At 44.8% G+C, this 13,482-nt stretch carries 11 protein-coding genes; 2 read left to right on the forward strand and 9 right to left on the reverse strand.

From position 1 onward, the window contains the following. Positions 1-329 precede the first annotated feature (329 nt). The 9 genes from amaB to panC all read right to left on the reverse strand — a co-directional run bounded on the left by amaB (position 330) and on the right by panC (position 11,118). The gene (amaB, locus tag AC1DCV_RS28710) at positions 330-1,856 is read right to left on the reverse strand and encodes an L-piperidine-6-carboxylate dehydrogenase (RefSeq protein WP_477026406.1); all 1,527 of its coding nucleotides are present in this window, start codon (positions 1,854-1,856) and stop codon (positions 330-332) included. A gap of 23 nt (positions 1,857-1,879) precedes the next feature. Beyond that, entirely contained in the window at positions 1,880-2,770 is an 891-nt protein-coding gene (locus AC1DCV_RS28715) for a 2-oxoadipate dioxygenase/decarboxylase family protein (RefSeq protein WP_477026407.1), read from the reverse strand. Positions 2,771-2,859: 89 nt separating this feature from the next. Next, the gene (locus tag AC1DCV_RS28720; protein WP_477026408.1) at positions 2,860-3,930 is read right to left on the reverse strand and encodes a saccharopine dehydrogenase family protein; all 1,071 of its coding nucleotides are present in this window, start codon (positions 3,928-3,930) and stop codon (positions 2,860-2,862) included. Between the two features lie 491 nt (positions 3,931-4,421). Next, complete coding sequence (gene panB / locus AC1DCV_RS28725; RefSeq protein WP_477026409.1) at positions 4,422-5,237, reverse strand: 3-methyl-2-oxobutanoate hydroxymethyltransferase; 816 nt, start codon at positions 5,235-5,237, stop codon at positions 4,422-4,424. A 181-nt stretch (positions 5,238-5,418) separates the two neighbouring features. Continuing rightward, positions 5,419-6,306, reverse strand: coding sequence for a Ppx/GppA phosphatase family protein (locus AC1DCV_RS28730; protein ID WP_441577010.1), 888 nt, complete (start codon positions 6,304-6,306; stop codon positions 5,419-5,421). A gap of 44 nt (positions 6,307-6,350) precedes the next feature. After that, entirely contained in the window at positions 6,351-8,498 is a 2,148-nt protein-coding gene (ppk1, locus tag AC1DCV_RS28735) for a polyphosphate kinase 1 (protein ID WP_477026410.1), read from the reverse strand. Between the two features lie 217 nt (positions 8,499-8,715). Next, positions 8,716-9,744 carry a lysylphosphatidylglycerol synthase transmembrane domain-containing protein gene (locus AC1DCV_RS28740; RefSeq protein WP_477026411.1) on the reverse strand — a complete coding sequence of 343 codons (1,029 nt, stop codon included), beginning with the start codon at positions 9,742-9,744 and terminating at the stop codon, positions 8,716-8,718. 44 nt (positions 9,745-9,788) lie between these two features. Continuing rightward, positions 9,789-10,133 carry an aspartate 1-decarboxylase gene (gene panD, locus AC1DCV_RS28745; protein WP_133811105.1) on the reverse strand — a complete coding sequence of 115 codons (345 nt, stop codon included), beginning with the start codon at positions 10,131-10,133 and terminating at the stop codon, positions 9,789-9,791. Positions 10,134-10,254: 121 nt separating this feature from the next. Beyond that, positions 10,255-11,118 carry a pantoate--beta-alanine ligase gene (gene panC, locus AC1DCV_RS28750; RefSeq protein ID WP_477026412.1) on the reverse strand — a complete coding sequence of 288 codons (864 nt, stop codon included), beginning with the start codon at positions 11,116-11,118 and terminating at the stop codon, positions 10,255-10,257. 110 nt (positions 11,119-11,228) lie between these two features. Here panC and AC1DCV_RS28755 point away from each other — a divergent pair, with 110 nt between their 5' ends. Beyond that, positions 11,229-12,047, forward strand: a complete 819-nt coding sequence (locus AC1DCV_RS28755; RefSeq protein ID WP_133811107.1) for a glycogen/starch synthase — start codon at positions 11,229-11,231, stop codon at positions 12,045-12,047. Between the two features lie 55 nt (positions 12,048-12,102). Further along, the gene (locus tag AC1DCV_RS28760; protein WP_477026413.1) at positions 12,103-13,464 is read left to right on the forward strand and encodes a DUF4270 family protein; all 1,362 of its coding nucleotides are present in this window, start codon (positions 12,103-12,105) and stop codon (positions 13,462-13,464) included. Positions 13,465-13,482 lie beyond the last annotated feature (18 nt).

The raw sequence follows: 13,482 nt of genomic DNA on the forward strand, positions 1-13,482 counted from the left end.
ACTTACTTTTCCCATAAGCATGGTTTCCGTTTAACGAAAAGCGGGGTTCTCTAACCTCGCTACTATTTTTAAAAACCATGCGATCGATGTATGTAGAGAGTGAGCAACCAGGGTTGCTTCAATGATTTTAACAGGACATCTTTTATCAACCGCTTTTAAAAATCTGATCGGGTGGCATACCTTTCACGAAAATTAAAAGCTCCGGGGCAAGGGCCTCGGAGCTGAAGAGACCAGAGATTACTCCGAAAATATTAGTGATAATACATGTTATAAAAATGAAAAAGGAGAACATACAATATGTTCTCCTTTTTCATTTTTATAAAAACAGACTAGATATCAAATTTAATACCCTGTGCCAGCGGGAGACTGTTAGAATAGTTGATGGTATTGGTTTGACGGCGCATGTAAGCTCTCCAGGCATCGGAGCCACTTTCGCGGCCACCACCGGTTTCTTTCTCTCCTCCAAAGGCGCCGCCTATTTCCGCACCGGAAGTACCAATGTTAACGTTGGCAATACCGCAATCGGATCCGGACTGAGACAGGAATTGTTCTGCTTCACGAAGGTTAAGCGTCATGATAGCGGATGAAAGTCCCTGTGGTACGTCATTCTGCATTGCAATCGCTTCTGTCAGCGTTTTATATTTCATGACATACAGGATGGGGGCAAAGGTTTCATGCTGTACAATTTCATATACATTTTCAACTGCTGCAATGCAGGGCTTCACATAGCAACCAGATTCATAGCCAGTGCCAGAGAGCACGCCGCCTTCTACGAGGAAGGTGCCTCCCTGTTGTTTTACCTGCTCTATTGTGTTGAGGTATGCATCTACGGCTGCTTTGTCTATGAGTGGGCCCACGTGATTATGTTGATCCAGTGGGTTGCCTATATGCAGCTGTGAGTAAGCTTTTACCAGTTTAGAGGTGAAATTGTCATACACACTTTCATGGATAATGAGACGGCGGGTAGAAGTGCAGCGTTGTCCGGCAGTACCTACGGCACCAAATACAGCACCAATCAGTGACATGTCGAGGTCCGCATCCTGGGAAATGATGATGGCATTGTTTCCGCCCAGCTCCAGTAGTGAGCGGCCCAGGCGTTGTCCCACAGCAGCACCCACAGCTTTACCCATACGGGTGGAACCGGTAGCGGAAACCAGGGGAATACGGGTATCGTGCGCCATCCATTCGCCGGCATCGCGGTTGCCCGTTACCAGGCAGCATACGCCTTCTGGTACATGATTGGCAGCAAATACGGCGGCGACTATACGTTGACAAGCCAAAGCAGTAACAGGTGTTTTTTCTGAAGGTTTCCAGATACATACGTTTCCGCAAACCCACGCCAGCATTGAATTCCATGCCCATACGGCAACAGGGAAGTTAAAGGCGGAAATAATACCTGTAATACCCAGCGGATGCCACTGTTCGTACATCCGGTGTCCGGGACGCTCAGAGTGCATGGTTAATCCATGCAGCTGGCGGGATAATCCAACCGCAAAATCACAGATGTCAATCATCTCCTGTACTTCTCCATATCCTTCCTGTAAACTTTTTCCCATTTCATAGGATACCAGTTTACCCAGCTGATCTTTGTGTTCCCGCAGGGCTACACCTATTTGTCTTACTATTTCGCCTCTTTTAGGTGCAGGCCACATGCGCCATTCTTTGAAAGCCTCCTGGGCTACTGCCACTACCAGGTCATAATCTTCCCGGGTAGCGCTTTTCACGGTAGTAATCTTTTTATTATTTACCGGTGAAAAGGAGGTAATATCTGCTCCGTGAGCAGGCACCCAGTTATTACCGGTGCTGATACCACTTTGTTCTGTAGTGATGCCGAATGCTTTTAAGATGTCTTCCATTATGGGTGTATTATTAGACTAAATTAGGAACTTTTTTTTGTTTGGGTGGCGTAAGTGCTTTCGAAGATCTTATCGGCATTGCCGGCTTCGAAACCTTCCCGTCTTTGTTCCCTGCCTATTTCGCTGACAGGTAAATGTGCAAATTGGGGGAGTACTTTTCTTTCTGCAAACTCTACGTAGGAACCTGCGATGGCCTGCTTTTCACCGTTTGCAAATTCCGCAGTGATCATACCCGCCACTGTGGCGCTTTGCAACAGGTTGCCATCCGGACTTGTCTTGATTTTTCCGCCGGCATCATTCAGGCGGAAGCCATGCTTTTCCAGGAAGGCGTTGAAATCCGCCACCGTATTATATCCCGGAGGGAGATTGTGTACACTGACGGTAAAGTGATTGAGGTAATACCGGTTATAAATCACCCAGGCAGCGTATTCGCTTTCCGCTGCCAGCAGCTGGTAATCGGCCAGGGTAGGCGTGCGCCAGAGAGAGCTGTGTAAAAAGGTATCTACCGCGTTGGCATCATCCAGGTTCAGCGTATTTACCGGATCCGTTTTTACTTCACTGGTGTAGCGGTGAATAATCTCCTGTGCGGCTTCGCTCAGGTCATTCACCCTTAATTCGCTGATAAATATACGTGGGTACTGAGGCGCAGGAGGGGCATACCACCAGGCATCCAGCTTCTTGGCAGCGAAATGGTATTTATCCATTTTCGTATAGCCATAATGAAGAAATATTTTCTCTAGGGATTGTACACCCAGCTGAGGCACCCCCATTGTTCTGAAAGCGATATGATCATTCTCGATATCATCCGCCTGCTGAATCATCCCTTCTTTGACCATGGCTGTTATCACCGCTGCCACATCCGGTACGCGTTGCTGATAACGTTCCATCAGCCCTTTTAATACATCTTTTAACATGAGATGAAGCTTTTTAGTAATTAGCCGTTAGTGTTTTTAATAAAGAGGCTACTCTTCATCAAAATTTACTAATGACAATCCTTTAACTGCTAATTATAATATACCGCAAAGCGGTTGTTGATTAAATCGTTGAATGCCACGTCTTCCTGACGAACAAAGCCATTAGCCGGCAGGAGTCCTTTTGCGTGCAGATCTATAACTGCACAGGCAGCACCTGCTGTGGTCAGTTGTATGGCGGTGAAATCCTTGCCTGCAACTGCCTGGTTGTAGATCTTACGTGAATAGGAGCGTTGTACGGAACGTCCGTTCACCATTCCTGAAACAGATACAAAAACCAGTACTACATCCTGCGCAGTGAAAGGTATGCTATCTTCCATAATCTCCTTCAAAATATCCCTTTTTTTATTAAGCTTTAGTTCGCTCAGGAGTATCTTCATCAGGTGGCAGTGGCCAGGGTAGCGCACTGTTTTGTAATCCAGGTTGTATACTTTTTTATCCAGTATTTCGGCCAGGGCGCCCAGTCCGCCGGAGGTATTAAAGGCTTCATATTCCACTCCATCCAGTGCAAAACGCTCGTAGCCTTCCATCGGCATTACCTCTTTACGGGCGCCTTCATAGATGGCATCGCAGGGGTTACAATATTCATTGATCAGCCCATCGGTGCTCCAGGTAAGGTTGTACATGAGGCTATTGGTAGGGAACTGTGGAAGTGCTCCTACGCGCAGGCGAACCGCATCCAGCGAATCAAACTGTTTGGCGATATCATAAGCGGCAATGCTAATGAAACCCGGTGCCAGACCACATTGTGGCATAAAGCTAACATTGGCTTTGGCGGCTATTTCCCTGATAGCATTGGTAGTGGCCACATCTTCTGTTAAATCAAAATAGTGGGTATTGGATTGGGCCGCGGCGGTGGCAATTTTTACATTCAGGAAAAAGGGGCAGGCGCTCAGTACAATGTCCTGGTCCTGAAGGCTCTGTTGTAATGCGCTGGCATCATTTACATCCAGGATGGTTTTGCGGATACCGGTATCGGTGCATTTGTCCAGTAAAACCTGGTTGCTGTCTGCCAGTGTTACTGCATAGTCGCCGGACTGTTGTAAAAGAAAGGCTGCGGTTTCGCCGATCTTGCCGGCGCCGATAATCATTACACGTTTCATAATCTGTTTGGAATTATAGTGATGAGCGGAGCGTGGTTTGCTCCGTTATGAGTGAATATATATACGGGTCCGGGATACTACGTATATCCATTAACGTTATATAGTGACCATGCGCTTTTCAGATTGGAAAAAGGATCCAATACGAAAAAAGGAATGACAACAGCCAATAACAATAATAAATGTTAGTCTTGCTGAAACACAGCACCGGAAACCGCTTTAGCGGCATTAAAGAAAAGATGTGCAGGGAAAAATACCCTTTGTGCTACCTATGGCACATGGGAGCAAGTGCTCCGTAGATAGGAGAGTAGAGAAAGCTGTATGTTTAACAGGTAGTTCATTCAACTTGCGAAAAGTGCGAGGCGAATATAGGGAAAAATTATGAATTACAAATTATGAATTACGAATTACGGATTTATGTGGAGATGGTAAACGCGAAGATCAACTACTCATAAATTCGTAATTCGTAATTCTTCATCATTCGTAATGCTCAATTAATATTGTTCATTATCGTTCGGGAAATCCTTTGTTTTTACATCATTGATGTAAGCCTGGGTAGCGCCATAGATCTGCCCGTAAAGGTCCAGGTAACGGCGGAGGAAGCGCGGTTTGAAATCTTTGTTGATGCCCAGCATATCGTGCATCACCAGCACTTGTCCATCTACATATTTACCGGCTCCGATTCCAATCATAGGAATACTTACGGTTTCCGTCACTGTTTTGGCCAGGGCAGCCGGAATTTTTTCCAGCACAATGGAAAAGCAGCCTGCTTCCTGCAGCAATTTCGCATCGTTGATGAGCTTATTGGCTTCTGCCTCTTCCGTAGCGCGTACGGCGTAGGTGCCAAATTTGTAGATCGATTGTGGTGTTAATCCAAGATGGCCCATTACAGGCACTCCGGCAGAGATAATCCGTTTTACGGATTCAATGATTTCTTCGCCGCCCTCAATTTTGATTCCATGCGCACCGGTTTCTTTCATAATGCGGATGGCAGAACTGAGTGCTTCTTTGGAGTTTCCCTGGTAAGAACCAAATGGAAGATCCACGACTATGAAACAACGTTTAATCGCCCTTACTACAGAAGCAGCGTGGTAGATCATCTGATCTAGTGTAATAGGGAGCGTGGTTTCATGACCAGCCATTACATTGGAAGCAGAATCACCGACCAGCAGTATATCAATCCCGGCATCGTCAAAAATGCGGGCCATGGAGTAATCATATGCCGTCAGCATAGATATTTTTTCTCCATCCACTTTCATCTTCTGCAGTGTATGCGTGGTGATACGCTTTATTTCTTTATTCACAGACATAAGCAGTAGCTTTTAGCATTTTGCTGTTAGCAATAACTGCAAAGGTGGCAATATAAAAAGATAAATGGAAATGTTTTTTTTAGCTTTCAGCAGTTAGCTTTTAGCTATTAGTATTCAGATGCAGACGGCTACTTTTCATGTATATGATTATTGTTTGCAGGTTAACACCTAAAAGCTACCCTCAGCTGATAACAGCAATTTCTTCGTAGAGCGCATGAATAAGCCCATCGGCCAATCCGATCTTCGGTACATAAATTTCCGGGGTATCGGCCCAGCGCATTACGTTCACATAGATCTGCAATGCAGGTACGATCACATCGGCGCGGTCTTCCCGCAGGTTATACAGGTGGATCCGCTCTTCTACGGTGAAACTGCTGAATTCCTTGTGATAGTCTTTCAGCGTATCCAGTGATAATGGCTTGCCTTCCTTGCGTTTGGAGAGTGAGAATATTTTATTGATGTTGCCACCGGAACCAATCGCGATCACGGGGCCTATGTTCTTTAGTTGTTGCTTCAGGAAGTCTTTCATCACCTGCCATTGGGCTTCTGTTACCTGTTGCTGCAACAACCGGATGGTGCCTATGTTGAAAGACTCCTTAAAGATCTGTTTGCCACCACCAAACAAGGTAAGTTCTGTACTGCCGCCACCTACGTCTATATAGAGGTAAGACTTGGTTTTATCCATGTTTTCTGCCACATGGTTTTCATAAATGAAAGACGCTTCTTCCTGCCCCGAAATGATTTTGATATCGATGCCTGTCTGCGCCTTAACTTCCTGGAGAATAACCGTAGCATTGCTGGCATCACGCATGGCGGAGGTGGCGCAGGCTTTGAGATACTTCACTTCATACACATCCAGCAACAGCTTATATGCCTTGATGGTATCGATGAGGTGATTGGCTTTTTTCTCGGAAATAACATTGTTGTTAAATACATCAAATCCCAGCCGCAGCGGTACTCTCACCAGATTCAGTTTGGTAAAGTCCATTACGCCTGTACTGTTTGGCGATGCTTCAGAAATGAGCAGCCTGGCAGCATTGGAACCTATATCAATCGCAGCTAATTTCATCTGTCAGTCGTTATATCAAGGGGCAAAAGTAAAACATTTTAAAGTTACAGGTACTGTTTTTCGTGCAGGTATTTGTAGATCTCTAATTGTGTACGTATTTTTTTATCACCATCTTTCCGGTATTCATTGAGCTGCTCATTATCGAGTATACGGGCTTTTACGTTGCCGCTCAATTGAATTTTCATAATGTCAATCAGCTCMTGGCGTATAGCCGGATCCGTTATGTGTGCAGCTGCTTCTATACGGTGGTCGAGGTTACGTATCATCCAGTCGCAGGAAGCAATGTACACTTTTTCCTGGCCTCCATGATGGAAAATGAATACACGTGCATGTTCCAGGTATTCATCCACAATGCTGACGGCGGTGATATTTTTCTTCCACTTTTTATTTTCTGTATAAGCACAGCAGATACCCCTGATCACCATCTTCACATCTACACCTGCCTTAGCCGCTTCATATAGTTTGGAAATGAGGGTAGCATCAGAAAGGGAGTTCATTTTAACGATGATACCTGCTTTCTTTTTATGCTTCGCATTCTTTATTTCCCGGTCTATCAGCCGCAGGAAAGTATCACGCATATTGAGCGGGCTCACCGGCAGTGTTTTGCATCCTTCCAGTATTTTAATATCATGCTTCGGGCTTTCCAGGTAAGCAAAAATGCGGTTCATATCGGCGATGATGGAACGGTTGGTGGTGAGCAGGCAATGATCACCATATACGCGGGCGGTTCTTTCATTAAGATTACCGGTGCTCACAAAGCCACACTGAATGGTTTTGGTGCCTATCCGTTTTTTGATCACACAAAGCTTGGCATGTATTTTCATATTCGGAATGCCAAGCAATACCTTCACACCTTCTTCTTCCAGTCTTGATTTCCAGTCGAGGTTGGCGGCTTCATCAAAGCGGGCACGGAGTTCCAGCACTACGGTTACCTGCTTGCCATTGCGTACCGCGTTCACCAGCGCATTCACTATCTTGGAATTACGGGCAAGCCTGTACGCTGTTATTTTAATGGAAGATACATTCGGATCGATAGCTGCTTCTCTTAACAGATCGATGATGGTATCAAAGGAGTGATAAGGGAAATGCAGCATTACATCCTGCTGTTGTATCACATGCATTACGCTGGGTGCATTGAGGAAGAGCGGATGTGTAAAGGTTTTACGGTGTAAATGTGGAGGGAAGATGGATTCCGGGAAGTCCATAAAGTCCTTGAAATTATGGATACGTGCTCCGGGGATCAGGTTATCTTTTCCGGACAGTCCTTGTCTGCGCATCAGGTATTCCAGCAGCAGCGGGTCAATATCCTTATCATATACAAACCGCACCGGCTTCCCTTTACGCCGGTCTTTTAGTCCTTTTTCAATCTGGTGAATAAGGCTGTCGGAGATGTCGTTATCTATATCCAGTTCCGCGTCACGGGTTACTTTGATGATGTGGGCAGAAAATTTATCATAACCAAAATAGACGAATATATTCGGTAAACAGAAGCGTACCAGGTCTTCCAGCAGAATGATATCATGCTCACCGGGTTTGGACGGAAGAATGATGAAGCGGGGAAGTACCGTAGTAGGAATTTCTATCAGTGCAAATTTTTGTCGTACGGAATTATCCTGCCGGGCCAGTACAATGGCCAGGTAAATGGATTTGTCGCGCAGAATGGGGAAGTGCTGTATGCTCTCAATCATCAATGGGATGATGTTGGTGCGTACCTGTTCGTTGAAGAAATTCAGTACAAATTTCTGTTGTTCTTTATTGAGTTGTTTTTCAGTACGGAGAAAGATATGCTGCGCCTCCATTTCAGTGGCAATGTCTTTCCATACAAGGTCAAATTCGCGTTGTTGTTCAATTACACGGCTTTGTATTTCGTCCAGTATTTTATCAGGGTTTTCTTCCAGGTGCATTTTAGAGGCTTTGCCGAAAGACATCATTCTTTTGAGCGTGGCTACTCTCACCCTGAAAAACTCATCGAGATTATTGGAGAAGATGCCTAAGAAGCGGATACGTTCATGGAGAGGGACAGTCTTGTCTGCAGCTTCCTGCAGTACTCTGGCGTTGAAAGAGAGCCAGCTGATATCCCTGGCAATCATTTTTTTCTTTTCTGCCAGTGGCTTTTTCCTGGTTGTTTTCTTTTGTACTATTACATCGGGCATTGTCATAATATCAAGGTTCTCACCATTCGGCAAACGCATACAAACATATTTACATTCAAAAAATTCACTTCATCTAAACTACGATGATACAGCTTTCGCTTTAATTGGAGTATTAAATTAAAGTTAAAGAAAAGCGGGGAGAAACGGGTGGATTTTGTATTGATCCTCATTAACTTAAAAAGAGAAGCGAAGACCGGAGTGTATAACACTTTGGCATCCGCTTATCTTTTTATCTGTTTATAATGTTAAAATCAGTTTAATCCTGCACTGGTGCCAATACGTTTTTTTTCTTGTTGTAGATGGGTAATGCAACGAGGCTGACAAAGCCCAGAATTATTACCAGGATGGTTTGTGCCACCCAGATGATCCAGCCAAAGGCGAAGCCTATAGCGGAAGGGATGCTGTAGATTTCCAGTGTTTTTTGTACCAGTGGCTGATAGGCGCCGATACCACCTGGCATAACGATCATGCCTACACTACCGATCATCAGCACGGCAAGGGCCGCACTCATACCGAGATGGGAGGTTTCCTGCAGGCAGAAAAAGCCGATATATACCTGTGACAGGTAGCAGGACCAGATGAGTATAGAGTGAATGATAAACCAGATCTTTTTCTTTTTTTCCATTTTACCGATGGAGAGAAATCCTTCTGTGATGCCTCTTATCAGGTTTTTAACGGTGATGGCTATTTTGGATCTGGCAAAGCGGCGCAGCAACCAGCCGAGGAGTACAATGAACAATGCCAGGACAACAACGCCTATGAGTAGCTGTGTGCCGTTGGCATGTGCTATTTTATCTGATACCGGTTGAAAGATGGTTTCATTCACCAGGGAGCCCAGGAGGTCCAGTTGCGTAACAATAGTGAGTACCATCAGGAGTACAAGACATACCAGGTCCACGGCTCTTTCCGCGATCATGGTACCTACCAGTTTGTCGGCTGGTACTTTCTCGTATTGTGCAATGATGCCGCAACGGGTTACTTCACCCAGGCGGGGTACGGCGAGATTCACCAGGTAGCCCACCATCACGGCGAAAAAAGTATTGAGGGTAGTAGGTTGATGTCCCAGTGGTTTCATCAGCAGTTTCCAGCGTACGGAACGGAACCAGTGACTGGCGACACCGATGGTCATGGTGGGAATCAGAAGCCAGTAGTTGGCTTTGCGTAATGCCAGATTGATTTTGCCCCACTCATCTGCTTTGATATTCCTGGTGAACAGCCATATCAGTAGCACCCCTATGCCAAAAAAGCAAATAAACTTAATGACGTTCTTAAGCGTTTTGGGCATGATCCAAAGTTATTTTAGGGCGTTAATAAAAACAGTATACGGGTTTACAGTTTATTCCCTTCTTTAGGGAAAATGGCAATAGGTGTATATTTTTTAGCTTCTTCAAAATCCATTGTGGCATAGGAAATAATGATTACTATGTCACCCGGGGCAACGAGTCGGGCAGCGGGGCCATTCATGCAGATTACTCCGGAACCACGTTTACCTTTGATAACATAGGTTTCCAGTCTTTCTCCGTTATTTACGTTCAGTACCTGTACTTTTTCGTACTCAATTAAACCAGCGGCATCCATCAGATCTTCGTCAATCGTAATGCTTCCAACGTATTGCAGGTTGGCTTCCGTAACTACCGCGCGGTGAATCTTACACTTTAAAATTTCGATTTGCATAATTTATAACTGGCTTAACGCTGTAAAAAAAGAGCGTTCGCAAAGCTAGGAAAAAAATATGGAAGATCGAACAAGGCATGCAGCAGTAATGCAGTGTTTGCTGAATGCCTTGTCCGGCAGGCTAGAGGCTTCCCTGCAGTATCATGTTGTCGATGAGTCTTACTCCATCCAGCCAGGCAGCAACGGCTACGATTACTGTGGCGTTTCCTGGTGGTTGGTCGAGCGGGTGGAGCATGTCATCGTCCAGTTGAAGGATATCCACGTATTCGGGCTCAAAACCTTGTTTTTTCAGGTCATCAAATGCTTCATGCGCACCTTCCATGAAGTGGAGGCCTTTCCCGAAATTATTTTTAATGTGAAGAAGGGCCTGGTAGATAGCCGTGGCTTTTTTTCTGGCGGTGGGAGAGAGGCGTGCATTACGGCTGCTCATGGCCAGACCGTCTTTTTCTCTTTCTGTAGGACAAACCACCAGTTTCACGGGAGAATGGGTGACTACGAGCAGCCGGCGGATGATCAGACACTGCTGCAGATCTTTTTGTCCCATAAAAAGCTGGTCAGGTTGCACAATATCAAGTAACTTGTGAACAATGCGGCCCACGCCCTGGAAATGTCCGGGACGAAATTTGCCTTCGAGTATCGTTTCCAGGTTGCCAAAGTCGTAATGCAGATTACTTTCCAGCCCTTCCGGGTACATTTCTTCTACGGATGGTAAAAAAAGTATATCTGTCGATACGTTATTTAATTTTTTAATATCCTCCTCAATGGTGATGGGATATTTTTCAAAATCTTTTGGATCATTAAACTGAGTTGGATTGACAAAAATGCTGCAAACGACCACATCATTATTTTCCCTGGCGGCCTGAATAAGTGACAGGTGCCCGTCGTGGAGAGCTCCCATAGTGGGCACAAAACCAATGCTTTTGTTGCTTTTTCTTACCAGGTCCAGGTGCTTCTTCAGGTCCGTGCTGCGCTTAAATAGATACATAAATCATTGCTTAAAAGGATGTTAAAACTGACAGATTGGCCAATATTCCGTAAAAAATCCGTAATTTTGCAAGCCAAATTAAAAATTACTGCATTAATAATCAGCGTTAAATGTCCACAAAGAAAAGAATTCTTTTTATTGCCCAAGAGATGTCGCCGTACCTGGAATTGAGTGATTACGCGGCAATGGTCAATAAAATGGCAATTAAGTCCAATGAGGCTGGCCTGGAAGTGAGAGTGATCATGCCTAGATTTGGAATTATTAATGAGAGAAGACACCGTTTGCACGAGGTAGTAAGGTTGTCGGGGATCAACATTGTGATTGACGGGGATGACTACCCGTTGATTATCAAGGTGGCTTCGCTCCCGAATGCCCGGTTGCAGGTTTACTTCCTGGATAATGAAGATTATTTTAAGCGTAAGACTGTGTTTGCCGATGAAAACGAAGAGTTTTTTGACGACAACGCAGCCAGAGCTGTCTTCTTTTGTAAAGGAGCCCTGGAAACGGTGAAGAAATTCGGATGGCCTCCTGACATCATTCATTGCAGTGGCTGGATGACCTCTCTGATCCCCATGTATCTGAAAACTGCCTACAAGAAGGAGCCGGTTTTTGCTAACTCAAAAATCATATATTCGTTGACGCCCAATACGTTCAAGGAAAAGTTAGGCACCACCTTTGTTAAGAAGGCCACGATCAGCAACCAGATCAAAGAAAAAGATATGGAGCTGTTTAAGGAAGGTACCAATACTGCATTGAACAGAGGCGCAGCTAAATACGCGGACGCTGTTGTACTTGCCGGTGATAAGCTGGAAAAGAAAGTGGTGGATGAAGTGAAAGCAGAAAAAGGTAAGATCATTTTACCTTACAAAAAAGAGAACGAAGATCTCGGTGATTACCTGCAATTGTACAACCAGTTGCTGGGAAAATAGTTATCTTAAAACATTGTTCGGGCAGTTAAAACAATACTCACTAACAACATAACGCGTGAAGATCAATTTCAGGAACCTTAGCTTCTTAGCTACCTATATTACTCTACTGTACGGAGCAACCGGTTGTAACAAATCCACTCTTTTGGGAGGTGGTCTCATTCCTCCAGGCGATTTCGTCAATGCACAGGACACTGTCCTCAATGGTATTATTGCCAACAACATACTCCGGTATGATTCTACTATTTTAAACGGCAATACTGCCTATGCCAAAATACTGGGTTCCATTACAACAGATCCTGTTTTTGGTAAAACTCACGCTTTCGTATATACGCAGGTGTCTTTGCCTCAGAGTGCCTTCACTTTTGAAGGTGCCGGACAAACCCTGGATTCGGTGGTATTGTCACTCAGTTACAATGGCTATACCGGCGACTCTGCTGCACCTCAAACCTTTAGGGTGTATCGTATGGCAGAAAACAAATTTACGATCGATTCCAACTACGCTTATAACAGGGCACTGGCATACAACCCCGGTGAATTACTGGGCCAGGTAACTGTTACACCGCTGTCACTCCGTGACTCTGTCAGTGTATATGGTACCAAGGAAACAGCCCAGCTGCGTATTAAACTGAGCACTGCTTTTGGCCAGGACCTGCTGAAGCAGAAATCAGATGGTGCATTTGCTACAGATTCAGCCTTCCGTGCTTACCTGAAAGGTTTTGCCCTGGTACCGGATACCAACCTGGGTACCAACAGGAATATGATTTATCTGAACCTGAATAACAGCAATACCAAGCTGACAGTATTTTATAAGAATTCAGAAAAAGATTCGCTGCGTGCTACCATGGCGTTTAATCAGTATGCCAGCGCACATGCCAACTACTTTACCCGCAATTACAATGGTTCACAGGCCGGCCGGTTCATTAACACCGGCAATCCAAAAGGAGATAGTATCCTGTTCCTGAATGCCAGCCCTGGTTTATATACCAAGCTGACTATACCAGGTCTGGAAAACTTCCCGGCTGTTCTTATTAACAAAGCGGAACTGGTCATTACACAAATAACTTCTGGTGTAAGTGATATGAATAATATTTTTATTGAACCAGGAAGCTTATCTTTACGGCAGTATGGAAACGGGGACTCCACCAAAATCCCTATGGATTATTATACGAGTGGCGGTGCAGCCTATTTTGGAGGCAGTCGTCAGGTGATAACCAATTTTGGAGGGATACAGATTGTGCAGTATACCTTTAACCTTGCCAATACGGTACAAAGGTTTATCAAGAAACTCGATACTAATAACGGCTTCAAACTGGAAGGCTATTCTCCGCTTTACATGGATGTAAACCGTGTGAAAGCTGGTGGTAGTAATCTATCGCAGTACAACATCAAGCTCAGAATTATTTACACTAAACCATAAAACTACTAATCCCCAGTT

Source organism: Chitinophaga sp. 10T418, assembly GCF_056394125.1.

Excerpts from the sequence above, each read along its gene's own strand:
- AC1DCV_RS28740 (WP_477026411.1), bottom strand. The coding sequence starts at position 9,744 with ATGCCCAAAACGCTTAAGAACGTCATTAAGTTTATTTGCTTTTTTGGC.
- AC1DCV_RS28730 (WP_441577010.1), bottom strand. The coding sequence starts at position 6,306 with ATGAAATTAGCTGCGATTGATATAGGTTCCAATGCTGCCAGGCTGCTC.
- panD (WP_133811105.1), bottom strand. The coding sequence starts at position 10,133 with ATGCAAATCGAAATTTTAAAGTGTAAGATTCACCGCGCGGTAGTTACG.
- panC (WP_477026412.1), bottom strand. The coding sequence starts at position 11,118 with ATGTATCTATTTAAGCGCAGCACGGACCTGAAGAAGCACCTGGACCTG.
- panB (WP_477026409.1), bottom strand. The coding sequence starts at position 5,237 with ATGTCTGTGAATAAAGAAATAAAGCGTATCACCACGCATACACTGCAG.
- AC1DCV_RS28755 (WP_133811107.1), top strand. The coding sequence starts at position 11,229 with ATGTCCACAAAGAAAAGAATTCTTTTTATTGCCCAAGAGATGTCGCCG.
- AC1DCV_RS28720 (WP_477026408.1), bottom strand. The coding sequence starts at position 3,930 with ATGAAACGTGTAATGATTATCGGCGCCGGCAAGATCGGCGAAACCGCA.
- amaB (WP_477026406.1), bottom strand. The coding sequence starts at position 1,856 with ATGGAAGACATCTTAAAAGCATTCGGCATCACTACAGAACAAAGTGGT.
- AC1DCV_RS28715 (WP_477026407.1), bottom strand. The coding sequence starts at position 2,770 with ATGTTAAAAGATGTATTAAAAGGGCTGATGGAACGTTATCAGCAACGC.